27 protein-coding genes are annotated in these 25250 nt (G+C 65.1%); 17 read left to right on the top strand and 10 right to left on the bottom strand.

Annotated elements, in window-relative coordinates; all coding sequences use genetic code 11:
- Positions 1-1808: type I polyketide synthase (locus WAO18_RS10980; RefSeq protein ID WP_422206307.1), on the top strand; the 1808-nt coding region annotated here is incomplete at its 5' end.
- A 17-nt stretch (positions 1809-1825) separates the two neighbouring features.
- On the opposite strand, the gene WAO18_RS10975 is transcribed toward WAO18_RS10980, so the two are convergent.
- Genes WAO18_RS10975 through WAO18_RS10965 form a run of 3 tightly spaced genes read right to left on the bottom strand, consistent with a single transcriptional unit; the run spans position 1826 to position 4548 of the window.
- On the bottom strand, positions 1826-2248 hold the full coding sequence (locus WAO18_RS10975; protein WP_422206306.1) for a PPOX class F420-dependent oxidoreductase: 423 nt from the start codon (positions 2246-2248) through the stop codon (positions 1826-1828).
- 8 nt (positions 2249-2256) lie between these two features.
- Positions 2257-3366 (bottom strand): acyl-CoA dehydrogenase family protein, encoded by a 1110-nt coding sequence (locus tag WAO18_RS10970; protein ID WP_422206305.1) that lies wholly within the window; start codon positions 3364-3366, stop codon positions 2257-2259.
- A gap of 21 nt (positions 3367-3387) precedes the next feature.
- Positions 3388-4548: an acyl-CoA dehydrogenase family protein gene (locus tag WAO18_RS10965; protein ID WP_422206304.1), complete on the bottom strand. Its 1161-nt coding sequence runs from the start codon at positions 4546-4548 to the stop codon at positions 3388-3390.
- A gap of 177 nt (positions 4549-4725) precedes the next feature.
- On the opposite strand from WAO18_RS10965, the gene WAO18_RS10960 reads away from it, so the two are divergent.
- Genes WAO18_RS10960 through holA form a run of 3 tightly spaced genes read left to right on the top strand, consistent with a single transcriptional unit; the run spans position 4726 to position 8108 of the window.
- Positions 4726-5568, top strand: a complete 843-nt coding sequence (locus tag WAO18_RS10960; protein WP_422206303.1) for a helix-hairpin-helix domain-containing protein — start codon at positions 4726-4728, stop codon at positions 5566-5568.
- A gap of 5 nt (positions 5569-5573) precedes the next feature.
- A complete protein-coding gene (locus WAO18_RS10955; RefSeq protein WP_422206302.1) occupies positions 5574-7133 on the top strand; it encodes a ComEC/Rec2 family competence protein in 1560 nt (519 codons plus the stop codon).
- 12 nt (positions 7134-7145) lie between these two features.
- Positions 7146-8108: a DNA polymerase III subunit delta gene (holA, locus tag WAO18_RS10950; RefSeq protein WP_422206301.1), complete on the top strand. Its 963-nt coding sequence runs from the start codon at positions 7146-7148 to the stop codon at positions 8106-8108.
- An 8-nt stretch (positions 8109-8116) separates the two neighbouring features.
- Here the strand turns inward: holA and rpsT are convergent, their stop codons facing one another.
- The gene (gene rpsT / locus WAO18_RS10945) at positions 8117-8377 is read right to left on the bottom strand and encodes a 30S ribosomal protein S20 (protein WP_422206300.1); all 261 of its coding nucleotides are present in this window, start codon (positions 8375-8377) and stop codon (positions 8117-8119) included.
- A gap of 294 nt (positions 8378-8671) precedes the next feature.
- Between rpsT and WAO18_RS10940 the strand changes: the two genes are divergently transcribed.
- The 5 genes from WAO18_RS10940 to WAO18_RS10920 all read left to right on the top strand — a co-directional run bounded on the left by WAO18_RS10940 (position 8672) and on the right by WAO18_RS10920 (position 13269).
- The gene (locus WAO18_RS10940; protein ID WP_422206312.1) at positions 8672-10255 is read left to right on the top strand and encodes a circularly permuted type 2 ATP-grasp protein; all 1584 of its coding nucleotides are present in this window, start codon (positions 8672-8674) and stop codon (positions 10253-10255) included.
- On the top strand, positions 10255-11235 hold the full coding sequence (locus tag WAO18_RS10935; protein WP_422206299.1) for an alpha-E domain-containing protein: 981 nt from the start codon (positions 10255-10257) through the stop codon (positions 11233-11235). Before WAO18_RS10940 ends, WAO18_RS10935 begins: the two co-directional genes overlap by 1 nt.
- A complete protein-coding gene (locus WAO18_RS10930) occupies positions 11235-12074 on the top strand; it encodes a transglutaminase family protein (protein WP_422206298.1) in 840 nt (279 codons plus the stop codon). Before WAO18_RS10935 ends, WAO18_RS10930 begins: the two co-directional genes overlap by 1 nt.
- Positions 12075-12097: 23 nt before the next feature.
- The gene (locus tag WAO18_RS10925) at positions 12098-12745 is read left to right on the top strand and encodes a hypothetical protein (protein WP_422206297.1); all 648 of its coding nucleotides are present in this window, start codon (positions 12098-12100) and stop codon (positions 12743-12745) included.
- Positions 12746-12840: 95 nt separating this feature from the next.
- Positions 12841-13269, top strand: a complete 429-nt coding sequence (locus WAO18_RS10920) for a CBS domain-containing protein (protein ID WP_422206296.1) — start codon at positions 12841-12843, stop codon at positions 13267-13269.
- 1 nt (position 13270) lies between these two features.
- Here the strand turns inward: WAO18_RS10920 and WAO18_RS10915 are convergent, their stop codons facing one another.
- Positions 13271-13849: a type II toxin-antitoxin system PemK/MazF family toxin gene (locus tag WAO18_RS10915; RefSeq protein ID WP_422206295.1), complete on the bottom strand. Its 579-nt coding sequence runs from the start codon at positions 13847-13849 to the stop codon at positions 13271-13273.
- Positions 13850-14159: 310 nt separating this feature from the next.
- Between WAO18_RS10915 and lepA the strand changes: the two genes are divergently transcribed.
- The 8 genes from lepA to WAO18_RS10875 all read left to right on the top strand — a co-directional run bounded on the left by lepA (position 14160) and on the right by WAO18_RS10875 (position 21100).
- A complete protein-coding gene (lepA, locus tag WAO18_RS10910; RefSeq protein ID WP_422206311.1) occupies positions 14160-16010 on the top strand; it encodes a translation elongation factor 4 in 1851 nt (616 codons plus the stop codon).
- Positions 16011-16012: 2 nt separating this feature from the next.
- Positions 16013-16771, top strand: coding sequence for a sensor domain-containing protein (locus WAO18_RS10905; RefSeq protein WP_422206294.1), 759 nt, complete (start codon positions 16013-16015; stop codon positions 16769-16771).
- Between the two features lie 10 nt (positions 16772-16781).
- The gene (locus WAO18_RS10900; protein WP_422206293.1) at positions 16782-16985 is read left to right on the top strand and encodes a hypothetical protein; all 204 of its coding nucleotides are present in this window, start codon (positions 16782-16784) and stop codon (positions 16983-16985) included.
- A 142-nt stretch (positions 16986-17127) separates the two neighbouring features.
- A complete protein-coding gene (locus WAO18_RS10895) occupies positions 17128-17220 on the top strand; it encodes an Ms4533A family Cys-rich leader peptide (RefSeq protein WP_422206292.1) in 93 nt (30 codons plus the stop codon).
- 147 nt (positions 17221-17367) lie between these two features.
- Positions 17368-18339, top strand: coding sequence for a sulfate ABC transporter substrate-binding protein (locus WAO18_RS10890; protein WP_422206310.1), 972 nt, complete (start codon positions 17368-17370; stop codon positions 18337-18339).
- Positions 18336-19199 carry a sulfate ABC transporter permease subunit CysT gene (cysT, locus tag WAO18_RS10885; protein ID WP_422206291.1) on the top strand — a complete coding sequence of 288 codons (864 nt, stop codon included), beginning with the start codon at positions 18336-18338 and terminating at the stop codon, positions 19197-19199. Before WAO18_RS10890 ends, cysT begins: the two co-directional genes overlap by 4 nt.
- Positions 19196-20014 (top strand): sulfate ABC transporter permease subunit CysW, encoded by an 819-nt coding sequence (gene cysW / locus WAO18_RS10880; protein ID WP_422206290.1) that lies wholly within the window; start codon positions 19196-19198, stop codon positions 20012-20014. The genes cysT and cysW overlap by 4 nt, the downstream gene beginning before the upstream one ends.
- Before the next feature lie 18 nt (positions 20015-20032).
- On the top strand, positions 20033-21100 hold the full coding sequence (locus WAO18_RS10875; RefSeq protein WP_422206289.1) for a sulfate/molybdate ABC transporter ATP-binding protein: 1068 nt from the start codon (positions 20033-20035) through the stop codon (positions 21098-21100).
- A gap of 6 nt (positions 21101-21106) precedes the next feature.
- Here the strand turns inward: WAO18_RS10875 and WAO18_RS10870 are convergent, their stop codons facing one another.
- The 5 genes from WAO18_RS10870 to WAO18_RS10850 all read right to left on the bottom strand — a co-directional run bounded on the left by WAO18_RS10870 (position 21107) and on the right by WAO18_RS10850 (position 25023).
- Positions 21107-21688: a DUF4190 domain-containing protein gene (locus tag WAO18_RS10870; protein ID WP_422206288.1), complete on the bottom strand. Its 582-nt coding sequence runs from the start codon at positions 21686-21688 to the stop codon at positions 21107-21109.
- 61 nt (positions 21689-21749) lie between these two features.
- Positions 21750-22490, bottom strand: coding sequence for a sirohydrochlorin chelatase (locus WAO18_RS10865; RefSeq protein WP_422206309.1), 741 nt, complete (start codon positions 22488-22490; stop codon positions 21750-21752).
- Positions 22445-23188: a phosphoadenylyl-sulfate reductase gene (locus WAO18_RS10860; RefSeq protein WP_422206287.1), complete on the bottom strand. Its 744-nt coding sequence runs from the start codon at positions 23186-23188 to the stop codon at positions 22445-22447. The genes WAO18_RS10865 and WAO18_RS10860 overlap by 46 nt, the downstream gene beginning before the upstream one ends.
- Entirely contained in the window at positions 23185-24852 is a 1668-nt protein-coding gene (locus WAO18_RS10855; protein WP_422206286.1) for a nitrite/sulfite reductase, read from the bottom strand. The genes WAO18_RS10860 and WAO18_RS10855 overlap by 4 nt, the downstream gene beginning before the upstream one ends.
- A 114-nt stretch (positions 24853-24966) precedes the next feature.
- The gene (locus WAO18_RS10850; RefSeq protein WP_422206308.1) at positions 24967-25023 is read right to left on the bottom strand and encodes a hypothetical protein; all 57 of its coding nucleotides are present in this window, start codon (positions 25021-25023) and stop codon (positions 24967-24969) included.
- Positions 25024-25250 lie beyond the last annotated feature (227 nt).

The following is a 25250-nucleotide window of genomic DNA, read 5'->3' as shown; positions in this document are numbered from 1 at the left end:
GGGCCAAGCTGAATCCCGGCGACAAGGTGCTCATCCACGCCGCCAGTGGTGGTGTCGGATTGGCCGCCATCCAGATGGCGCAACAACATGGTGCAGCGGTATACGCAACGGCGAGCACCTTCAAGCGGGCAACGCTGCGCAAGCTCGGCGTGAAGCATGTGTATGACTCTCGCACAACCGATTTCGCCGATCAGATCCTCGCGGACACCGACGGTGCCGGCGTCGATGTGGTGCTCAACAGCCTGACCAGCGAAGGGTTCGTCGAAGCGACCGTGCGGGCGACCGCCAAGAACGGCCGCTTCGCTGAGATCGCCAAGCGCGACATCTGGACGCCCGAGCAGATGGCCGAGGCCCGACCCGACATCGCCTACGAGATCGTCGCGTTGGACACGGTGATGTTCACCGAACCCGAACGCATTCGCGCCTTGCTCAGCGAGGTGTCGGAAGGGTTGGCCAAGGGGGAGTGGACGCCGCTGCCCGCTGAGATCTACCCGCTGGCGGAGGCCAGGACGGCGTTCCGCCGCATGCAGCAGGCGCGGCACATCGGCAAGATCGTCTGCCAGATGCCGACTCCGCTTGCGCCCCGCGGTGATCGCAGCTATCTGATCACCGGTGGTCTCGGTGCGATCGGTCTGCACACGGCGGCGTATCTGGCCCAGCTCGGCGCCGGTGACATCGTGTTGACCAGTCGGCGCGCCCCCGATGCGGATGCGCAACGGGTTATCGAGGACATCATCGAGCGCTACAAGTGCCGCATTCACACGTTCGCCGCCGATGTCGGCGAGGAGTCGGAAGTGGAGAAGCTGCTGGAACGGATCCGGGCGGAGTTGCCTCCACTTGCGGGAGTGGCGCACCTGGCAGGTGTGCTCGATGACGCGTTGCTGTCGAACCAGGACATGGACCGGTTCCGGACCACGTTGGCGCCCAAGGCGTTCGGTGCGTCCTACCTGGACGAGCTGACGAGGAAGGACCAGCTCGACTTCTTCATCGTGTCGTCGTCGGTGTCCAGCTTGCTCGGTTCGCCCGGTCAGGCCAACTACTCGACTGCCAATGCGCTCCTCGACGGTTTGGTCGCGGATCGACAGGCGCAAGGGCTGCCGGCAACTGGTGTCAACTTCGGTCCCTGGGGCAAGGGGGGTATGGCCTCTTCGGATGCCGCGGTCGCCAATATCAGTGCGCAGGGCCTCATTCCGCTGGATCCCTCGGCCGCGCTCAGCGCGCTCGCGGAAGTTGTCGCCAACGGAACTGCGCAGGCCACGGTGCTCAAGGCCAACTGGCAGCGTGCGGCCAAGGTGCTCGGCGGTTCTCGTCCACCGATTCTCGACCTCGTGCTGCCGAGTGAGCTCGGCGAGGTGACCGGTGACAGTGAGTTGCTCCGTCAACTGCAGGAGACTCCGCTGGCACAGCGCGCCAGCTTCGTGACCGAGTTCCTCCAGCGAGAGGTGCAGCACTTCCTGCGGCTTGCACAACCGCCGGCCGCAACCAGTCGGTTCATCGACCTGGGTACGGATTCGCTGATGGCGGTCGAACTTCGCAACCGGCTGCACAGCCAGTTCGGCGGCGCGTTCACGATCAACGCGACAGCGGTGTTCGACTATCCGACGATCGGGGGACTTGCCGAGTACCTCGCGGCTCAGCTTCCCGATGCCGATGGTGAAGCGCCGTCCGACGCGGCGCCCGCCGCATCGGAGCCGGGTGAGGCCGAAGCCGTTGCGGCGCAAGAGGCGTCAGCATCGGTCGATGCGGAATCGGCTGGACCGCCGCAACCGGCTGAGGTAGCGGAAAGCGAGTCCGCTGCCACCGAGTGAGCTGATGTGAGGTGGGTTCAGCCGGCGACGCGGAACGTCGCGTTGACTTTCGTCGGCTGGACCCGCACCACCAACTCGCCCGAGACGCCGTTACGCCGGCCGAACTCCTCGGCGTGATCGGCGCCCATGTAGCGCCCACCGATCCGGGTGGCGACATCGAGCAGGTCCGGCGCATTCTCCTCGGCGCTGGCGATACCCTGAACCTGCACGAACGAGAACGGCGGATGTGGATCGTCGACACAAATGACGACCCGTGAATCCCTGGCCAGCGCACGGCCTTTCGCCGAATCACCGTCGGTGTTGAAGACCAGCTGACCGTTGTCGACGACGAACCACACCGGGGCAACGAGCGGCCGACCATCGGAGGCCAGGAACCCCAGCATCCCGGTACGAGTGCCTTCGGAGAGGAACTGGATGACTTCGGCGGAGAGTTCAGCCATTTCGGGTGTTAGAGCGTGACGACTTCGTAGTCGTCGACCTGATCGATCAATACGTGCAGCTGGTCTTGCGATGAGCCCAACGTGTGGTCGATCGCGGTCAGCCGCGCCGCGTAGTGGCCGACCGGGTATTCATTGGTCATTCCGATGCCGCCGTGCAACTGGATGGCCTCCTGGCTGATGTGGCGGCCGGACCGGCCGATCTGCAGCTTGGCGCGCGCCGCGATCACCGGATCGAAATTGCCGTCCGCGACCGACAGGCCGGCGTAGAGACTCATGCTGCGGGCCAATTCCAGCGAGACGTACATGTCGGCCGCGCGCTGGGTCAGCGTCTGGAAGGTGTTCAGGGTGACCCCGAACTGCTTGCGTTGCTTGAGGTAATCGGTCGTCAGCCGCAGCGCTTCTTCCATGGCTCCGACCGCCTCCGCGCACAGCGCTGACTGGATGCGCACCACGCCGTTGCGGATGGCCGCTGACGCGTCCACCGCGTCGCCGAGAGGTTCGCCTGCCGCGTTGTCCAGGTCGATCTGGGCGCCACGCTGGCCGTCGAATGTGCGGTACGTGTGGCGAATTACGGCATCGCCATCGACTAGGAACAAGCCGATTCCGCCGTCGGGCAGTTTGGCGCTGACAATCAGGGTGTCGGCGGAGTCGCCGGCGAGCACCGGGTTTTTCCGTCCGCTTAGCACCCACGAACCACCCTGTTGCACAGCGGTTGTCGCGACATTCTCGGTGGAGGCCGCCCGTGCACCGGGCTCGAGGTGCGCAAAGGCCAGTAGCCGCTGACCCTCGGCGACTTCGTCGAGCAGTTCCTTCTGCGCGTCGTTGCCCACCTCGGCGATGATCGCGCCGGGCCCCAGTGCCGCGTGCACGACCGGTTCGGGCGCCAGTCGACGCCCGACTTCGGTCAGCACCGTCATCACTTCGATCTGCCCGGCCTCATCGGGGTCGAATCCGAGCCCGAGAATGCCGATCTCGGCCAGCTGCGTCCACACCTCTTTGCTCCAACCAAGGTCGGAGGCGATGACTTTGATACGGCTCTCGGCGTCGTAGCTGCGGGACAGTAGATCACGGGTGGTGTCGCGCAGCAGGACCTGCTCGTCGCTCAACTGAAAGTCCATGTCTCTTCCTTGTTTTCGGTCTTACAAGCCAAGAATTGTCGACGCGATGATGGTGCGCTGCACTTCGTTGCTACCGCCGTATATCGATGTCTTGCGGTAGTTCAGGTAATGCGGCGCGCTGCCTTGAGCCCACTGCGGTGACGAGATATCGTCGCCGGCTTCGAACGGTAACGAGTCCGGGCCGGCGACCTCGACCAGCAATTCGGTGGCGATCTGTTGTAACTGGCTGCCGCGCAACTTGAGCACCGACGACGCGGGGTTGGGCTTGCCGCCCTTCGACCCGGATGCGACTCGCATCTGAGTGAGTTCTAGTGCCAGCAAACCGTTTTCGGCTTCGGCGACTCGGGCGGCGAACAGCGGGTCGTCGAGCAGGCCGGACTCGGCGGCGCGCTTCTTGACATCGGCGAGACGAATCTTGGTGCGGCCGACCTGAGCGATACCGGTCCGCTCGTTACCCAGCAGGAACTTAGCGTAGCTCCAGCCCTGATTCTCTTCTCCCACAAGCTGATCGGCGGGCACCCGGACATCTTCAAAGAACACTTCGTTGACCTCGACGCTGCCGTCGATCAACTTGATCGGGCGCATCGTGATGCCGGGGGTGTCCAAATCGATGAGCAGGAACGAGATGCCGGCCTGCTTTTTGGGTGCTTGCGGGTCGGTGCGCACGAGGCAGAAAATCCAGTCCGCGTACTGGCCCAGCGTCGTCCACGTCTTCTGCCCGTTGACGACGTAGCTGTCGCCGTCGCGCAATGCGGTGGTGCGTAGCGACGCCAAATCCGAGCCGGCCTCCGGCTCGGAGAACCCCTGGCACCACCAGATGTCCAGGCTGGCCGTCGGTGGCAGGAAGCGTTGCTTGATCTCCGGCGAACCGAACTCGGCGATCACCGGGCAGACCATCTTGGCGTTGAAGTTCAGTGGCTCCGGCACACATGCCAGTTGCATCTCGTCCAGCCAGATCTGGTGCTGAGCCGGCGTCCAGTCCTTACCGCCCCATTCGACCGGCCAGCTGGGTACCGCCAGACCGTGCTCGTTGAGGATCTTGTGGCTGGTCGCGATGTCGTCGCGGTCGAGCCCCTCGCCTGAGCGGGTCCGTTCGCGGATCTCGGCTGGAATCTTCGTCGTGTAGAAGGTGCGCAGCTCGTCGCGGAAGGCGGCTTCGTCCTTCGTGAGCGCCAGTTGCATGGCAGTCTCCTCTGCTGGATCTGACGGTCCTGTGATGCACGTTATCCGTCTGCCCAACCAACCAGTCAGGCGGCTCGGCGCTAGCCGTTTGCGCACAGCTGTGGGTCCGTCCACAGGCAGTGCTTGTCAGCCGCGCGATGGCGTCGCCGCGACGGTCGGCGCCCCTACCGTCGGCGCATGCGAACAGAACTGCCCGCGGAACGATTGCACCGGCGACTGGGCGCTCAGCCCGACGCGGTCGCGCGATCGGACCGCGATGCCGACGGCAGCGATGCCGATACCGACCCGAATTCCCTGTTACCGCGTTGGCTGCCGGACGGCTCGGCGTCCCATGACGGCTGGTTGGCCAGGGTGCGCGCGGACCCGGGCCGCGCGGGTGCTGTTGCCCTGGCCGCGATCGCGGCGATCGCCGTGCTGGTCACCATTTTCACGCTGATGCGCGAGCAGCCCGCTCCGGTGGTGTCGGCGAAGCTACCGCCGGTCGACATGGCGTCCACGGCGAGCCGCGGCGCGAGCCCGGGCTCGTCAGCCCGGCCCAACCAACCGGTGGTGGTGAGTGTGGTGGGCCTGGTGCACACGCCGGGCCTGGTCACCTTGACGGCCGGCGCGCGGATCGCGGACGCGCTGAAGGCGGCCGGGGGAACAACCGACGGCGCCGACACGATCGGGCTCAACATGGCCCGCCAGGTCGACGACGGTGAGCAGATCGTGGTAGGCATCGCGCCGGTCAAGGGCCAGCCCCCCGTCTTGGGCAGTTCGGTGAGCCCCGATTCGGCGGCTCCCAGGCCCTCCACGTCCTCGTCCCGACGGACCAAGGGCGTCCCGGCTCCGGTGATCAACCTCAACACCGCCACGGTGCAGCAGTTGGACGTCCTGCCCGGCGTTGGGCCGGTGACCGCCGCTGCGATCGTGGCCTGGCGGGATGCCAACGGAAAGTTCAGCAGCGTTGACCAGTTGGCGGAGGTGGACGGCATCGGCCCCGGGCGGCTGGAGAAGCTGCGCCCGCTGGTCCGTGTCTAAGGCCGGTGGCGCAATCATCTCTCGCCGACCCGACGACAGCGCGGCTGGATGCGCGTCTGGTGCCGGCGGCGGTGACCAGTTGGGTGGTGACGGCCGCGGGAATCTTGTGGCCGATCGGAAACATTGTCGGAACTCTATGTGCGGCAGGCGGTGTGTCGGGTGTGCTGGTGTGGCGCGCCGGAGCCCATCGGACGAGGATGCGGGCGATCGGCATCGGGTTGGCCGCCGCCGGCGTTGTCGGTGCGGGCTTCGGGTTCGCGATCGCATTGCGCGCCAACGCGGTCGCTCACCACCGCATCGTCGCCACGTTTGGCACCACCGTGGAGGTCGCCGTCACCCCCACCGAAAGTGCCGCGTCGGTGGGGCACGGCCGGCTGTTGTTCCGTGCCGCGCTGCGCCGGCTGGGGGACGACGAGACCTCGGGCCGCGCAGTCGTTTTCGCGCCGGCGCACGACTTCGCGGGCGTCATGGTCGGCCGGCCGATGTGCTTTCGCGCCAGAATCGCCCCGCCAAGGCGTCACGACCTGTCAGTGGCTGTGATCACCGCGATCGGTGCGCCGACACTGGGTGGCGCCGGTCCGGTGCAGCGGGCCGCCTACGCGGTCCGCACCGGGTTCGCGGACACGGCTCGGCAGGTGCTGCCCGCGGATCAGGCAGCGATGCTGCCGGCGTTGGTTCTCGGCGACATGTCGACGGTCACCCCGGTGACCGGTCAAGAGTTCCGCACTGCCGGGCTGACGCACCTGACCGCGGTGTCCGGTGCCAACGTGACGATCGTGTGTGGGGCGGTGCTGTTTTCGTCACGGCTGCTCGGCCCGCGAGCCGCCGTGGGGCTGGCCGGCATTGCCTTGGTGCTGTTCGTCATCGTGGTGCAACCCACTGCCAGTGTGTTGCGCGCGGCAGTGATGGGCGCGATCGCCTTGGTGGGTGTGCTGTCGTCGCGCCGTCGGCAAGCGATTCCGGCTCTGGGGGCCACCGTTCTGCTGCTGATGGTTGTCGCACCGCAGTTGGCGGTCGATGTGGGCCTGGCTTTGTCGGTGGTGGCGACGGCCGCGTTGGTGGTCGTCGCGCCGATCTGGTCGCGACGCCTGGTTTCGGCGGGTTGGCCCAAGCCGTTGGCCGACGCCGTCTGCGTCGCGTGTGCCGCGCAGCTGGTCACGGCGCCGCTGATCGCCGGCATCTCCGGCCGGCTGAGCCTGGTGTCCGCGGCGGCCAATCTGGCGGTCGCGGCGTTGGTTGCGCCGATCACTGTGCTCGGCACCGCGGCCGCCGCGCTGTGCCTGTTCTGGCCGGCCGGTGCGCAACTGCTGATGCGGTTCACCGGCCCCGAACTGTGGTGGCTGCTGCGAATCGCGCACTGGGCCGCAAGCATCCCCGCGGCGAGCGTCCCGGTGCCGTCCGGGATTGCCGGCGTGCTTGTCGTGGGCGCGGCGGGACTGCTGACGGTGTTGCTGTGGCGGTCCAGGTGGTTTCGGGCGGGCCTGGCCATAGCGGGTTGCGCACTGATCGCCTGGTCGGTGTCGGGGCTGCTGGCAGGGGCCGGCGGTGCTGTCGGCCGGACGTGACACGATCAAACGGTGAGCCAGCAGGATTCGGCATTGCACCTCGTCCTGGGGGACGAGGAGCTGCTGGTCGAGCGCGCCGTCGCGGACGTTCTGCGCGCGGCACGCAAGCGCGCGGGCACCGACGATGTGCCGGTGAACCGGGTGCGGGCAGGCGACGTCGGCGTCTACGAACTGGCCGAACTGCTCAGCCCGTCACTGTTCGCGGACGAGCGCGTCGTCGTATTGGAATCCGCCGGAGAAGCCGGCAAGGAAGCCGCCGAATTGATCGCCAAGGCCGCCGCGGATGTTCCGCCCGGCACCGAATTGGTGATCGCGCATTCGGGTGGTGGCCGCGCCAAAGCCTTGGCGAATCAGATTCGCGCGCTGGGTGCCCACGTGCATCCGTGCGCACGGATCACCAAAGCAGGTGAACGCTTGGATTTCGTCCGCAAGGAATTTCGCGCACTGAAGGTCAAGGTCGACGACGCCACCCTGTCGGCGCTCCTCGATGCGGTCGGTTCCGACGTACGCGAACTCGCTTCGGCCTGTTCACAATTGGTCGCCGATACCGGCGGCCACGTCGACGTCGCCGCGGTGCGGCGGTACCACAGCGGCAAAGCCGAGGTGAAAGGGTTCGATATCGCCGACAAGGCCGTGGTGGGCGATGTCGAGGGCGCCGTCGAGGCGCTGCGCTGGGCGATGTTGCGCGGCGAGCCGCATGTGGTGCTGGCCGACGCGCTCGCCGAGGCCATCCACAGCATCGGGCGGGTCGGGTCGCTGTCCGGCGATCCCTACCGGTTGGCTGCCGAGCTGGGTATGCCGCCGTGGCGGGTGCAAAAGGCGCAGAAGCAGGCTCGACGGTGGTCGCGCGGCTCGGTGGCCACCGCGATGCGACTGGTGGCGGCACTGAACGCCGACGTGAAGGGCGCAGCCGCCGACGCGGACTATGCGCTGGAAGCGGCCGTACGAAAGGTTGCGGAGCTGGTCGCGGACTAGCTTCTGGATCAGAGCTTGTGCAGGGCGTGGGCCAGCGCCGACTTCTTGTTGGCCGCCTGGTTCTTGTGGATCACACCTTTGCTGGCTGCCTTGTCCAGCTTGCGGCTTGTCGAGACCAGCAGTTCGGCTGCCTTGTCCTTTTCGCCTGCCTCGGCGGCCTCACGGAATGCGCGCACAGCCGTGCGAAGCGCCGACTTCACCGACTTGTTGCGCAGTCGGTTGCGCTCGTTGGTGCGGTTGCGCTTCTGCTGCGACTTGATGTTGGCCACGCGTGTTTCCTTCGTAAATCTTCAGAGGCTTGGGGTGTCACGTTTGCTGTAGCGCTTCTAACGCTTAAGCGGCGACTGCCTAGGGTATCAGTCCCTGATGCTTTCCCCCAAAGTGAAGCCCCCGGACCTGCAGAGCAAGAAGATCTGATGCAGCATGGCACAGTGGCCCTTCGAACCGTGCCTGGAGAAATCAAACGGCAACAGCGCAGCAAGCCGCAGTCGCCGCCGCTCTACGAGCCGATCTTCGACGGCTATAACTCTGCCGGTGGTAGCTACACCGAAGCGTTCGACGAGATGTTCGACGCACAGGGGAACGTCCGTGGACCTTATAAAGGCATTTATCGGGAGTTAGCGCCATCGGATGCCGACGACCTTGACGACCGTGCCGAGGCGCTCAGCCGGGCGTTCGTCGACCAGGGCATCACGTTCTCGCTGTCCGGCCAGGAGCGGCCGTTTCCGCTGGACCAGGTTCCGCGGGTCATCTCTGCCGGCGACTGGACGCGATTGGAGCGCGGCATCACCCAACGCGTCAAGGCTCTCGAGGCGTACCTCGACGACATCTACGGAGACCAGGAGATCCTGCGTGACGGCGTCATCCCGCGACGGCTGATTACCTCCTGCGAGCACTTCCACCGCCAGGCCGTCGGCATCATGCCGCCCAACGGCGTGCGCATCCACGTCGCCGGCATCGACATGATCCGCGACGAGAAAGGCACCTGGCGGGTCCTCGAGGACAACCTGCGCTCACCGTCCGGGGTCTCGTACGTCATGGAGAACCGGCGCACGATGGCGCGGGTCTTTCCGAACCTATTCGCCAGCCACCGGGTGCGCGCCGTCGACGACTACGCAGCCCATCTACTGCGGGCGCTGCGTAAATCCGCGGCCACCAACGAGGCTGACCCGACCGTGGTGGTTCTGACCCCGGGCGTCTATAACTCGGCGTACTTCGAGCATTCGCTGCTGGCCCGTCAGATGGGTGTCGAGCTGGTCGAAGGCCGCGACCTGTTCTGCCGGGACAACCAGGTCTACATGCGCACCACCGAAGGCGAAGTCCAGGTCGACGTCATCTACCGGCGCATCGACGACGTCTACTTGGACCCGATGCAGTTCCGTCCCGATTCGGTGCTCGGCGTGGCCGGCCTGCTCAACGCGGCCCGAGCGGGCAACGTGGTGATCTCCAGCGCCGTCGGCAATGGAGTGGGCGACGACAAACTCGTCTACACCTACGTACCGACCATCATCGAGTACTACCTCGGGCAGAAGCCGCTGCTGGCCAACGTGGACACCTTCCGCTGCTGGCTGGACGACGAGCGCGAAGAGGTGCTGGACCGGGTCGACGAGCTGGTGATCAAGCCCGTCGAGGGCTCGGGTGGCTACGGCATCGTCTTCGGTCCGGAAGCGTCCAACAAGGAGCTCAACGCGATCAGCAAAAGCATCCGCGACGACCCGAGAGGCTGGATCGCTCAGCCGATGATGCAGCTGTCGACCGTCCCGACACAGATCGGCGACACGCTCACGCCCCGCTACGTCGATCTGCGACCGTTCGCGGTCAACGACGGCGACGACGTATGGGTGTTGCCCGGCGGCCTGACCCGGGTGGCGCTGGTCGAGGGATCGCGCGTGGTCAACTCCAGCCAGGGCGGCGGATCGAAGGACACCTGGGTGCTGGCGTCGCGCACCTCTGCGGCCGATCGGGAGCTCGGTGCAGCCGAGGTGGTGAAGGCGCTGCCGAAGGCGGCCACGACCAGCGGAGAAACGGATGGCGAAAAGCCGCCCCAACAAAAGCAACAGCAGCAGCAGAAACAGTCGAAGTCGCAACCGGCCCAGGAACCACAGCCGAGTCAGCAGCAGCAACAACAGCAGGCGGTGATCCGCTGATGCTCGCCCGCAACGCCGAAGCGCTGTACTGGATCGGTCGCTACGTCGAGCGGGCCGACGACACAGCGCGCATCCTCGATGTCACGGTGCACCAACTGCTGGAGGATTCCAGCGTCGACCCCGACCACACATCGCGAGTGCTGTTGCAGGTCTTGGACATTGACGAGCCCGACACCGAGCTGGACGTCTGGTCCTTGACCGACTTGGTGGCGTTTCGCCGCAAAAACACCGGCGGCGGCTCCTCTATCGTCGACGCCATCACTGCTGCGCGGGAGAACGCGAGGTCTGCCCGAGAGGTGACGTCCACCGAGACCTGGGAATGCCTCAACACCACCTTCAACGCGCTGGGTGAACGTGAGCGGGCCGCCAAACGTCTTGGCCCGCACGAGTTTCTCTCGTTCATCGAGGGTCGCGCCGCAATGTTCGCCGGCCTTGCCGATTCGACGCTGTCACGCGACGACGGTTACCGGTTCATGATGCTGGGCCGTGCGATCGAGCGGGTGGATATGACGGTGCGAATGTTGCTGTCGCGAGTGGGTGACAGTGCGGTGTCTCCGGCGTGGGTGACCGTGCTGCGCTCCGCGGGTGCCCACGACACCTATCTTCGGACCTATCGCGGTGTGTTGGATGCCAATCGGGTCGTCGAGTTCATCCTGCTCGACCGCCTGTTCCCGCGGTCGATCTTCTACTCGCTGAAGATGGCCGAGCATAATCTCGACGAGCTGTTGCACAGTCCGCACAGCCGCGTGGGTGCCATTTCCGAGGCGCAGCGGCTGCTGGGCCGGGCCCGAAGCGAACTCGAATTCGTGCGGCCGGGAGTGCTGCTCGAATCATTGGAGATGCGGCTGGCGGGCTTACAGAAGTCGTGTTCTGACGTGGGAGAAGCGTTGGCGGTACAGTACTTTCACGCCGCACCGTGGGTTGCCTGGTCTGACGCCGGCCGCCGCGACCCGTTGCCGACCAAGCAGGGGAAGAACTGATGTGGCGCAGCCGTGTTTTGCACGCCACCGGCTACGCTTACCCGTCGCCGGCGACGGCCTCCTTCAACGAAGCCCGGCTAACGCCAAGATCGGATTCCCGGCAGAACGTCGTCCTCAACCGCGTCGAAACCGTCCCGGCGACCAGGTCGTACCGATATGTCGACTATTGGGGCACCGCGGTGACGGCGTTCGACTTGCACGCGCCACATACCGAGCTCACTGTGACTTCTGCGTCGGTCGTGGAGACCGAGCGTCCCGATTCCCCAACTGAAGAGCTCACCTGGTCTGATCTGCAGAACGAGACAGTCATCGACCGGTACGACGAGGTGCTTCGCCCCACCGATCACACACCGGCGACCAAACGTATTGCGGCCGTGGGGAAGCGGATCGCCAAGGAGCACGAGCCCGCCGATGCCGTTCTCGCGGCGGCGGCATGGGTGCGCAGCGAACTGAAGTACGTCAAGGGCAGCACCAGCGTGCATTCGTCAGGCCTGGACGCGTTGCGCGAGGGCAAAGGCGTCTGCCAGGACTTCGTCCACCTGTCGCTGATGGTGTTGCGCAGCATGGGAATTCCCGCACGCTACGTGTCCGGCTATCGTCATCCCGACGCCGACGCGGTGATCGGGGAGACCGTCGACGGCCAGAGCCACGCCTGGATTCAGGCATGGACCGGAAGTTGGTGGGATCTCGACCCTACGAACGACAGCGAAATCAACGAACAGTACATCAGTGTCGGCGTCGGCCGGGACTATTCGGACGTATCTCCGCTGAAGGGGATCTACCGCGGACAGGGTGCCACCGACCTTGACGTCGTCGTCGAAATCACCCGATTGGCATAGCGTTCCCGCCTTATCGTTTCGGCATGGGTGATTCGCGGCGACACAACAGTCCGTCGCTCACGCTGCTCGCCGCGATGTGCATCGGGTTGCTCTTTAGTGGCTTGGCGATCGGCGTCGCGCTCGGCGGCCTGATGCCACTGCCGTACGGGCCGGTCGGTCCGGTTGCGCAGTACGTGCGGACTCAACCGCTCGCGGTGCACATCATCGCGGTGGCGGTATTCGGATCATCAGTGCTGCTGGCGGTTTACGCTGCGACCGCCAGTGCCCGGCTGCGCTCGCTCGGCGTCACCGGCGCAAGTCCGGCGATGGCGTTGACGGGCGGGATCCTGGCGGCCGGCAGTTTGGGCCTGACGGGGTTGCTGGGCTGGACGTTGTCGCGACCGGAGATCACCGGCGACACCACGCTGGTTCGGGCGCTGTATTTACTGACCTTCCTGGTTGGCGGCATCGCGCACGTCGTGGCGCTGGGCGTTCTGATCGCGGGCATGGCCGCCGGAGGGCAGCTGCCGCGGGCGCTGACGCGGGCCGGGGTGGCGATCGCTGCGCTGTGCGAATTGGCGACGCTGGTGCTGGTCTGGCCGTTGCTGGGGCCGATCTTGCCGGTGGCCCGGGTTGCGGCGCTGGTCTGGCTGATCGTCGCGGGTGCACGGCTCGGTCACAGCCAAATCTGACCTGGGTATTCGTTCGATTTCGCTCAGCTGCTGACATCCCGGTCCATCTCGCCGTAGCCTGGTTGTGAACCTGATCACACTCGGCGGGAGGCTAAATGCGGATTGCAGATGTGTTGCGCGGCAAAGGCGGCGCGGTGGTGACGATCAACCCCGACGCGTCGGTCACTGAGTTGCTCGACGGGCTCGCCAGTCACAACATCGGCGCGATGGTCGTGGCCGGTCCCGACGGGGTGATGGGCATCGTTTCCGAGCGTGATGTCGTGCGTCAGCTGCACGCCCACGGAGCGTCGGTGCTCTCCCTACCGGTCGAGAAGATCATGACCTCGGTGGTCTCGACGTGTAGTAAGTCGGACACCGTGGACAGCCTCACGATGCTGATGACCGAGAACCGCGTACGGCACGTGCCCGTGCTGGAAGACGGAAAACTCATCGGCATCGTCAGCATCGGCGACGTCGTGAAGACACGTATGCAGGAGCTGGAAAGCGAGCACGAGCAGCTGCAGTCCTACATCACCCAGGGCTGATTCAGCTCCAGGAGTAGTCGCGGCGTAGCCGCCCGGCCACGACTTCGAAGACGGTGCGCTCCAGAATCGCACCCTCCCGGCGAATGCTCGCCTCGGGGACGTCGAGCACCCGGTCCAGTCGCACCCAACTGGGTCGGCCGTCGTAATCCCAACTGCCGCTGCCGATCCCCACCCAGTCCCGGTCTGCGGCGTGTCTTTCCTGGCTGGACATCATCAATCCAAGCAGCGTGGTGTGGTCACGGCCGACAACCAGCACCGGGCGGTCCTTACCGCGGGTCGGGTCTTCCTCATAGGTCACCCACGTCCACACCACCTCGCCGGGGTCGGCGCGACCGTCAAGGTCGGGTGAGTAGACGATCCTGCGGGCACGATGCGCGGTAGGTGCACTGTTCCTGGTCACTGGGCGGCCGGTGGTGATCTCGGCCGGCGTTTCGGCAGCGTTGCCTGCGAGCACATCCAGACCGAGTTTGATGCCGCGCTGGACGGTCGGTGACTGCTGCAGCTGCCGGATCAACTTCGGTGCTTCGTTGAACACGAGATTTTCCGCCAGGCGCTGCAATGTCCTCCACTGTGACGCCATGTTCGCAGCATAGGTGAGCTGTCCCGGCGGCCTCTCACTGTGCGTTTGCCCTGGGTAGGACGTGACGTGGTGAATGCAGGTTGGACGCCCGCATACGTTCGCAAGAAATCTGAAAAATCCTTAGCAAAATTCCTCGGATTGCCTTGTCCGGTTACTTCTGACCTCGAATCGCTGGCTGAATAGTTTCTGCTCCGCAACGAGCCCCGGAGGACCACCCGGGGGTTTCGTTTTGGCCGAACGGTTCCGCGATTGTGCTGCAGCGCCTGTCCCTGGATACCCTGGTAGCGCCTAACCCCGGCTTCACCAGGAGATTCCCATCAGCAGCCTCGCCGACAAGACGTTCACCGCGCCGGCGCAGATTCGGAACTTCTGCATCATCGCCCACATCGACCACGGCAAGTCCACGCTGGCCGACCGCATGCTGCAGCTCACCGGCGTCGTCGATGAGCGGTCGATGCGCGCGCAGTACCTCGACCGGATGGACATCGAGCGCGAGCGCGGCATCACCATCAAGGCGCAGAACGTGCGGCTGCCCTGGCAGGTCGAGGGTGTCGACCACGTCCTGCACCTGATCGACACGCCCGGCCACGTCGACTTCACCTACGAGGTGTCGCGCGCGCTGGAGGCGTGCGAGGGTGCGGTGCTGCTGGTCGACGCCGCCCAGGGCATCGAGGCCCAGACGCTGGCCAACCTGTACCTGGCGCTCGACCGCGACCTGCACATCATTCCGGTGCTCAACAAGATCGACCTGCCCGCCGCCGACCCGGAGCGGTACGCCGCGGAGATCGCGCACATCATCGGCTGCGAGCCGACCGACGTCCTGCGCGTATCGGGCAAGACCGGGGAGGGTGTCGCCGACCTGCTCGACCATGTCGTGCGTGAGGTGCCCGCGCCCACCGGCGACCCGGAAGCACCCACGCGCGCAATGATTTTTGACTCCGTTTACGACATCTACCGCGGCGTGGTGACTTACGTGCGGGTGGTGGACGGCAAAATCGTTCCGCGCGAACGCATCGCGATGATGTCCACCGGCGCAACGCACGAACTACTCGAGGTCGGCATCGTCTCGCCCGACCCGAAGGCGTCGGACGGGCTCGGCGTCGGCGAGGTCGGCTACCTCATCACCGGTGTGAAGGATGTTCGCCAGTCGAAGGTCGGCGACACCGTGACCACCGCACGCCACGGCGCCAAGCAGGCGTTGACCGGGTACCGCGAACCGAAGCCGATGGTCTATTCGGGGCTGTATCCCGTGGACGGCTCCGACTACCCGAACCTGCGCGATGCCCTGGACAAGCTGCAACTGAACGACGCCGCACTGACCTACGAACCGGAGACGTCGGTGGCGCTGGGCTTCGGATACCGATGCGGGTTCCTCGGGCTACTGCACATGGAGATCACCCGCGAGCGACTGGAACGCGAATTCGACCTCGACCTGATCTCGACGTCGCCGAACGTCGTGTACCGGGTGGAGAAAGAGGACAACTCCGAAGTCATCGTCACCAATCCGTCGGACTGGCCCGAGGGCAAGGTCCGCACCGTCTACGAGCCGGTGGTGAAGACGACGGTCATCGCACCGAGCGAATTCATCGGAACGATCATGGAACTCTGCCAATCCCGTCGCGGCGAGCTGGGCGGCATGGATTACCTGTCGCCCGAACGGGTTGAGCTGCGGTACACCATGCCGCTGGGCGAAATCATCTTCGACTTCTTCGACTCGCTGAAATCGCGCACTCGCGGCTATGCCAGCCTCGATTACGAAGAGGCCGGCGAGCAGGAAGCATCGCTGGTCAAGGTCGACATCCTGCTGCAGGGTGAGGCCGTCGACGCGTTCAGCGCCATCGTGCACAAGGACGGAGCGGCCGCCTACGGCAACAAAATGACCGCTAGGCTCAAGGAGCTCATTCCGCGTCAGCAATTCGAGGTGCCGGTGCAGGCGGCGATCGGGTCCAAAATCATTGCGCGAGAGAACATTCGCGCGATCCGCAAAGATGTGCTTTCGAAATGCTACGGCGGTGACATCACCCGCAAACGCAAGCTGCTCGAGAAGCAGAAGGAAGGCAAGAAGCGGATGAAGACCATCGGCCGGGTCGACGTGCCGCAGGAAGCGTTCGTTGCCGCGCTGTCCACGGACGCCACTGGGGACAAAGGCAACAAGAAGTAGCCATGCGGACGGTCGGGCTGACTACGGTGTGCGTGTTGGTCGCGGCATTCGCAGTGGGCTGTGGTCCGGTTGTCGACGGCACGGCGAAGCCGGCGCCGAACCTGAAGCCGCGACCGTTGTCCGGCCAGACCGTCAAGCGAGTGATGCTCAACGACGTCGCGCTGTCGCGGATGCTCGGCCAGCCGTTTGTCGCCCGCCAGCCCGCGCAGTTCGGCGGCGCCGACAAGCTTGACCAGCGCGACGCCCCGGCGGAGTCGGCCGACTGCCTGGGCGTGACAGCGATGTTGCAGAAGAGCGTCTATAGCTCCGCCGATATCCAGACCGTCGCGTCGGAGTCGTGGTGGAACAACGGCGATCCAGCCCAGGTGATCAGCGTGATGCAGGGCGTCGTCGCCCTGCCGTCCGCCGAGCAAGCCCAGGCGTTGTTCGCGAAGTTCCCCCCGCAGTGGCAGCAATGCAAGGGAGCGACGACGACCGAACAAACCGGCCCGATAAGTACCACCACGGTGATCGGCGACGTCCGCGTCGCCGATTCCGTTGTCGCAGCGACGAATACCGCAACCGCGACGCTGCCCAACATGCCGGCGCTACAGCCCACTCCGCAGGCGCGGGCCGTCGGTGTCCGGTTGAACTGCCTCGTCGAAGTCGAGGTCGTCTTCTTCGGCGATCGTCGGCCATCCGATCCGGGAACGGGCGATCCGGACACCAGTGCCACCGACATCGCCCGCGCGATGATGGACAGGGTCAGCGATCTGAGCTGACTCACGTAGGGTGAGCCCGGTGAATGGATTCCTCAGCTGGTGGGACGGCGTCGAGTTGTGGCTGTCCGGGCTGGGGTTCGTCCTGCAGACCATCGTGGTGATGCCGGTCGTTCTGCTGTTGGCCTATCTCATCGCGGTCGCGCTGGATGCGACGTTGGGCCGCGGCATCCAGGTGATGCGGCGCGTGCGTCATAACGACGAAGAGCCCGGATGAGTCGAAATGCGGGTATGCCGCGATCCCGGGTCACCCTGGTGCTGGTCGCATTGGTGGTGCTGGTGATCGTCGCTTGGTTGCTGACGCGCTGACCTCAATCAGCTTCGGCTGCGAATACGGCGGATTCTGTTAGGCTGCCGCCATGCTTGCAGCATCCGGCAGCACCGAGTGCCATGTCTTGGCGCTGATTGCCGTGGGCGATTGCGCCGTTGCTGACGTGCACTGTTGTCGCTGATCTTTCGCCCGGCGCGCTGAAATTCGGGTTTCCTTCGCGACGGGATTTGTCAGTCGTCAAGCCCATTCGAAAGGTCGACCATTGTTCGACGACATCCGAAATGCCGCGGGGTGGCGGCACGCTGTCGCGCTGACCCTCGCCGCGGGGATGGTCACGGCGTGTCACGGCGGTGCCAGCGATGTCGTCGGTGGCGGCGGGTCCGGCAACGCGCACACCAGCATCACGTTGGTCGCCTACTCGGTGCCCGAACCCGGCTGGAGCAAGGTAATTCCGGCGTTCAATGCCTCGCAGGATGGCAAGGACGTCCAGGTGATCGCCTCGTACGGCGCCTCGGGCGACCAGTCACGCGGTGTCGTCGACGGCAAGCCCGCCGACGTCGTCAACTTCTCCGTCGAGCCCGATGTCGCCCGGCTGGTCAAGGCCGGCAAAGTTTCGAAGGACTGGGACAAAGACGCCACCAAAGGCATCCCCTTCGGATCGGTGGTGACCCTGGTGGTCCGTCCCGGGAACCCGAAGAACATCAAGGACTGGGACGACTTGCTGCGGCCTGGCGTGGAAGTCATCACGCCCAGCCCGCTGAGTTCGGGCTCGGCGAAGTGGAATCTACTCGCGCCCTACGTGGTCAAGAGTGCTGGCGGCCGCGACCCGCAAAAGGGCCTCGACTTCATCCGCAAACTGGTCGGCCAGCACGTCAAGCTGCGTCCCGGGTCGGGTCGCGAGGCCACCGACGTCTTCGTTCAGGGCAGTGGTGACGTTCTCATCAGTTACGAGAACGAGGCGATCGCCACGGAGCGCCAGGGCAAGCCGATCATCCACACCAACCCGTCGCAGACGATCAAAATTGAGAACCCGGTGGCGGTGGTGACCAGCAGCCCGCACTTGAATGCCGCTGTCGCATTCAAAAACTTCCAGTACACCGCGGCGGCCCAGAAAGTTTGGGCGGCTGCCGGATTCCGTCCGGTCGATCCCGCGGTGGTCGCCGAGTTCCGCGACAAGTTCCCGGTGCCGGCCAAGCTGTGGACGATCGCTGACCTGGGTGGCTGGTCCACTGTGGATCCGCAGCTGTTCGATAAGAAATCTGGCAGCATCACCAAGGTTTACACGCAGGCCACCGGATGACGATCACCACACCAACCGGGGTAACCGGACCCACTCACGGTCCTAACAGCCAGGGCCGCAACAGGTCACGCGGTGACGGCACATCACTGCGAGTCGGTGTCGCCGTTCTGTGGTTGTCCGTCATCGTGCTGCTGCCATTGGCCGCCATCGCCTGGCAATCCGTCGGCGGCGGCTGGGACGCGTTCCGGCTCGCGATCACCTCGAATGCTGCAGTCGAGTCGTTCCGGGTGACGCTGACAATCTCCGCCGGTGTCACCGTCCTGAACATGTTCTTCGGGCTGCTGATCGCCTGGGTCCTGGTCCGCGACAAGTTTCCGGGCAAGCGGCTCGTCGACGCGATCATCGATCTGCCGTTCGCGTTGCCCACGATCGTGGCCAGCCTGGTGATGTTGGCGCTCTACGGGAATCACAGTCCAGTCGGCCTGCACCTGCAACACACCGGATGGGGTGTAGGCGTGGCGTTGGCTTTCGTCACGCTGCCCTTCGTCGTGCGGGCCGTGCAACCGGTGCTGCTCGAGGTCGACCGTGAGACCGAGGAGGCGGCGGCGTCACTGGGGGCGAACAACGCGACGATTTTCACCACTGTCGTGCTGCCGGCGCTGACTCCGGTCCTGCTGACCGGCGCCGGGCTGACGTTTGCTCGGGCCATCGGTGAATTCGGGTCGGTGGTGTTGATCGGTGGGGCGGTGCCGGGCAAAACCGAGGTGTCGTCGCAGTGGATCCGGACGCTGATCGAGAATGACGACCGTACCGGTGCAGCGGCAATATCCATTGTGTTGCTTGCTATCTCGTTCGTGGTGCTCTTCGTCTTGCGCACCGTGGGCTCGCGCGCGGCCAAGCGTGAGGAGTTGTCGGCATGACTCCATCACTTCCGGTGCGCTATCTGATTCGGTTCGCTGCCCTCGCTTATGTGTTGGTGCTGCTGGTAGTCCCGGTTGGCTTGATCCTGTGGCGGACCTTCGAGCCCGGTTTCGGCCAGTTCGTCGCGTGGGTCAGTACGCCGGCGGCGATCTCGGCGCTGAACCTGTCGGTGTTGGTGGTGTCGATCGTGGTGCCGCTCAATGTCATCTTCGGCATCCCGACGGCGCTGGTGCTGGCCCGCAACCGGTTCCGCGGCAAGGGTGTGCTCCAGGCGATCATCGATCTGCCGTTCGCAGTCTCGCCGGTCGTGGTGGGTGTGGCGTTGATTGTGTTGTGGGGATCTGCCGGGCTGCTGGGGTTCGTCGAACGGGACTTCGGGTTCAAGATCATCTTCGGCCTGCCCGGCATCGTGCTCGCCAGCGTCTTCGCCACGCTGCCGTTTGTGGTGCGCGAGGTCGAGCCGGTTCTGCATGAAGTGGGCACCGATCAGGAACAGGCGGCCTCAACACTGGGATCCAGTTGGTGGCAGACCTTTTGGCGCATCACACTTCCGTCGATCCGTTGGGGTCTGACCTACGGCATCGTGCTGACCGTCGCCCGCACGCTCGGTGAATACGGCGCGGTGATCATGGTGTCGTCGAACCTCCCGGGCCAGTCGCAGACGCTGACACTCTTGGTGTCCGACCGCTACAACCGAGGTGCCGAATATGGCGCCTACGCCATTTCGACTTTGCTGATGGTGGTGTCGGTGCTCGTTCTGATCGTTCAGGTGATTCTCGATGCTCGCCTCAAGCGGGCCACAAAGCAGCCGTGACAGGGAGGCGTTGCGCTAATGACTAACGCGATCGTGGTGCGGGGCGCCAACAAACACTATGGCGACTTCGCCGCATTGGACAATGTCGATTTCGAAGTGCCTACCGGGTCGTTGACGGCGCTGCTGGGGCCCAGCGGTTCGGGCAAGTCGACTCTGTTACGCGCTATCGCCGGACTCGATCAGCCCGATACCGGGACCATCACCATCAACGGCCGCGACGTCACCCGGGTGCCGCCACAGCGTCGCGATATCGGCTTCGTGTTCCAGCATTACGCGGCGTTCAAGCATCTGACCATCCGGGACAACGTCGCGTTCGGGCTGAAGATCCGCCGGCGGCCCAAAGCCGAGATCGCTGAGAAGGTGGACAACCTGCTCGAGGTGGTGGGGCTCAGCGGGTTCCAAACCCGTTATCCCAGCCAGCTTTCCGGTGGTCAACGTCAACGCATGGCACTGGCCCGCGCGTTGGCCGTCGATCCCCAGGTGCTGCTGCTCGACGAGCCGTTCGGTGCGCTGGACGCCAAGGTCCGCGACGACCTACGTTCGTGGCTGCGCCGGCTGCACGACGACGTACATGTCACCACGGTGCTGGTCACCCACGACCAGGCCGAGGCTCTCGACGTCGCCGACCGGATAGCCGTGCTCAACAACGGGCGCATCGAACAAGTGGGGTCGCCGAGCGCGGTCTACGACACTCCGGCCAACGCCTTTGTGATGTCGTTTCTGGGCGCGGTCTCGTCACTGAACGGCACTCTGGTTCGACCGCATGACATCCGGGTCGGCCGCAGTCCGGACATGAAGATCGCCGGCGACGACGACACCACCCAGGCGACCGGCGTGGTCCGGGCCACAATCGACCGCGTGGTAATGCTGGGCTTCGAGGTGCGGGTGGAATTGACCAATGCCGCCACCGGCGGGCCGTTCACCGCTCAGATCACCCGCGGCGATGCGCAAGCATTAGGCCTCAAGGAAGGGGACACCGTGTACGTGCGCGCCACCCGGGTGCCGCCCATTCCAGAAGAAGGACTGGCGCACAATAACTCTGGAGTCGATACGTCCGCGACCGAAACCTCGGCGAGGTCACACTAAGTCCGGTCAGCCTTTGATCGACCCGATCCGGTCGGAATCGAAGTGCGCGACGCATCCCGCCGCGTGGCTGTCCATATATCGCGACTCAGTGCCCGGCGGCCACGCGTCGACGTGAATCTTCGTGTCGCGACCGGCGGACGATGAATACTTCGGCAATTCCGCTTTGCACCGTTTCTCGATCTGCTTCTGTTCGGCATCGCTGTCTGGGAAGCGCGCTAGCGCCAGGATCGCGAAGACCTCACTGGAATGTGGTTTGTCGCAGCTCGCAGGCGAATTGATGGTGTCGTCGAAGCACTGGCCGACCCGCATCGTCGGCGCGGATTGCAGTGTGCCGGTGATCAGCTGGTTCTTGGGCCAGGCGCTGTAGGCCCAAACCGCGGTCCACAGTACGGATATCACAATCCCGGCGATCGCCAGCCCGCGACCGGACTTGCGCCCGTCCCTGACTTTGACCAGCGCGATGATGCCGGCAATAACGCTCAGCGGCGCGAGGCTCACCAGGCCGAGCAGGAACGCCGCGATCGCCCACCTGCTGACCGGCTGGCCAGCATCGGTTTCTCCGGGATCCGGGGTGGTCGGCGAATTCATAGTGAAGGCCACCGTAGCCCTCCAGTGGGGCTCCTTCAACGAAGCCCACTGCGCGGCGCGGTCAGGCCGCGACGCGCTCGGCCACCGCCGCCGCAAAGCGATCCAGCACTGTCTCGGCCACCAGTCGGTGTGCGCCAAGCGGAGCTGCCATCGGAATTCCCTCGGCCGCAGCGAATGTCGCGACTCGATCGGTCAGCCGGCCGTGCGCCAGAAACCACGGTGCAATCGCGATGTGGCGGGCGCCGCGACGGCGCAGCCGATTAGCGGCTTCGGCCAGTGACGGCCCGGACCCGGTGGCGAATGCGGTTGTCGCACAGGCCCACTGGGTGTCCGCAATGAGCTTGTCCGCGACTCGGGCGGTGCGGGCATTAGCCGTGGGGTGGGTCGAGCCGATCGCTACGACCAGCACGCCCAACTTCGGGTCCTGCGTCGTGATGCCCAACTCGGCCAGCCGCTCGTGCAGCACGGCCACCAGCCGGGCATCCTCTCCCAGCACGTCGGCCTGTCGCACGGCGGCACCGCAGCCGGCAATCTGGCGAGGAATGTCGATGCGGGCGTGGTAGGCGTCGGCCAGCAGGAACGGAGTGACCACCGCGTCCGGCCGCAGGACCTCGTCCAGGCGCGGCGTATTCAGGTCGCAGAACGCCACCCGCACATGGAGGCCCGGCCGCATGAAGCGAATCTGGTTGGCCACCGCCCGCGCGTTGGTCGCGGACCGCGGATCTGCGCTGCCATGAGCGGTCAGCACGAGGGTTGTCACGACGCGTGCAACCCGCACTCGGTTTTCGACAGCCCCTGCCAGCGCCCGCTGCGCGGGTCGGCACCCTCGACGGGTTTGGCCGTGCACGGCGCGCAGCCGATTGACGGATAACCGTCGTAGACAAGCGGATTGACCAGAACGTCGTGCTCGTCAATATAGCTCTGCATCTCGTCGTCGGACCATGTTGCCAGTGGGTTGATCTTCACCAGCCCAAACGCTTCGTCAAAGCTGACCAGCGGCGCGTTGGCGCGAGTCGGGGCTTCGACCCGCCGCAGACCGGTCACCCACGCGGAGTAGCCGCGCAACGCCTTGGACAGCGGAGCGACCTTGCGCATGCGGCAGCATTCGCTGGGCTTGCGGGCGAACAGATCTTTGCCTAACAGGTCGTCCTGTTGCGCGACGGTGTGCTCGGGCGCGACGTTGAGCACCCGTACGTCGTACACGGCCTCGACCGCGTCGCGGGTACCAATGGTCTCCACGAAGTGATATCCAGTGTCCAAGAACAGCACTGGCACACCAGGGCGGACCTTGGCAGCCAGATCGACGAGCACAGCGTCCTGCATGTTGGAAGCCACCACGTAGTTGCAGGTAGCGGTGGACCGGGGTCCGCCGACACCGCCGAAGTTCTCGTCCGTCCAGCGCAGCATGTCGGTGGCGTTAGCGCCCTCCAACTCCGCGGCGCCTTTCTCGGCCAGCTCTCGTAATTCCGCCTCGGTCAAGCCGTCCACCTCCTTGCTCATCGCAGGTCCGCCTCGTCGGCACGTAGCGCCCAACTCGCGAACCGTTCGTCTGCATTGCGTTGCTTGACGAAGTTGCGCACCACCCGGTCGATGTAGTCGCCGAGCTCGTCGCTGGTGACCTTGTGCTGTCGGAGTTTTCGCCCGAAGCCACTGTCGAGTCCCAGGCTGCCCCCTAGGTGAACCTGGAATCCTTCAACCGAATTCCCATCGCCGTCGTCGACCATCTGCCCCTTGAAACCGATATCGGCGATCTGGATGCGGGCGCAGGAGTTGGGGCAGCCGTTGATGTTGACGGTGACCGGCACATTTAGCTGCGTGTTGAGGTCTTCCAGCCGGCGTTCCAGCTCGGGCACCAGCGACTGCGAACGCACCCGGGTTTCGGCAAACGACAGCTTGCAGTATTCGATTCCCGTGCAGGCCATCAGGTTTCGACGCCAGTGCGACGGCTGCGACGGCAGCCCGAGTACGTCCAGGCCAGCTATCAGCTCATCGAGCTTGTCGTCGGGAACGTCGAGAATGATCAGCTTCTGGTACGGCGTGAAGCTGATCCGATCCGATCCGGCGCGCTCGGCCAGTTCGGCAACCGCGGACAAGATCGTGCCGGATACCCGACCGGCGATCGGCGCGACCCCGATGGCGTTCAGCCCGTTCTTCAATCGCTGCACCCCGACGTGGTCGATCGGGCGGGTGAGCGGCTCAGGCGCCGGACCGTCGATGAGTTTGCGTTGCAGGTATTCGGTTTCGAGCACCTCCCGGAATTTCTCGATGCCCCAGTCTTTGACGAGGAACTTCATCCGGGCCTTGGCCCGCAGTCGGCGGTAACCGTAGTCACGGAACAGCGACGTGACGGCCTCCCAGACCTCGGGGACCTCGTCCAGCGGCACCCACGCGCCAACCCGTTGTGCCAGCATCGGATTGGTAGACAAGCCGCCGCCGACCCACAGATCCAGCCCCGGACCGTGCTCGGGGTGGTTGACGCCGATGAACGCGACGTCGTTGATCTCATGCGCGACGTCCTGCAGACCCGAGATCGCAGTCTTGTATTTGCGCGGCAGGTTGGAGAACTCCGGGTTGCCGATGTAACGACGGACGATCTCTTCGATGGCCGGCGTCGGATCCAGCACCTCGTCGACGGACAGTCCGGCCAGTGGGGAGCCCAGCACCACACGGGGGCAGTCGCCGCACGCCTCGGTCGTCTGTAGCCCCACTGCTTCCAGCCGCTCCCAGATCTGTGGCACATCCTCGATCCGGATCCAGTGGTACTGCACGTTTTCCCGGTCGGAGATGTCGGCGGTGTCGCGGGCGAACTCCACGGAGATCTGCCCAAGGGTGCGCAACGCTTCGGTGGATATCACCCCGCCGTCGCAGCGCACCCGCATCATGAAGTACTTAGCCTCGAGCAGGTCGATGTTCTCGTCGCCGGTGAAGCTGCCGTCGTAGCCCTGCTCGCGCTGCGTGTAAAGCCCGGCCCACCGCATCCGCCCGCGCAGGTCGTTCTTGTCGATGCTGTCGAAACCGGCTTTGGAGTAGTGGTTGAGGATTCGACCGCGCACGTTGAGGGCATCGTCGTCCTGCTTGAACTGCTCGTTGGGGTTGAGCGGCTCACGCTCTCCGAGCGCCCACTGGCCTTCGCTGCGACTCTTGGCGGGGCGGGGGGACGTCATTGCGGCAATCTCCTTAAGTGGAGGAGCCGGCTTGGACCGCGCAAATCACCGGTGGCTGCCCCGGCGGCGCAGATCCGGGAGCCAGCTGGAACTCAGGTGGGCGGGTCTACGACATCAAGCCAGACAGCAACAGCTGCAAACACGCTTGAAATCAACGTGACGACGCGCCACCAACGCGATGCGGTTCTGGGTGTGGTGGGCAACGGTCACTCGACCATTGTGCCACGGATGTCGCCGGCCATAACTACCAGGGGCGAATTTCACTCATGGTGATCGAAAGTACCGACCGGGCCGGAAATGTTCCGCAACGCTCTCTCTGGTTCCGCTGCACAGATCCGCCCGCGGCTCCTCGGCCCATCCTGCGTTGGAGGTTGAGCCAGCACTGCGGAATATTGGGA

It is taken from the genome of Mycobacterium sp. (assembly GCF_049278535.1).
Classification (GTDB): domain Bacteria; phylum Actinomycetota; class Actinomycetes; order Mycobacteriales; family Mycobacteriaceae; genus Mycobacterium.
Note: the sequence above shows the minus strand (reverse complement) of the source record. Positions and strands in the feature narration are given on the sequence as shown.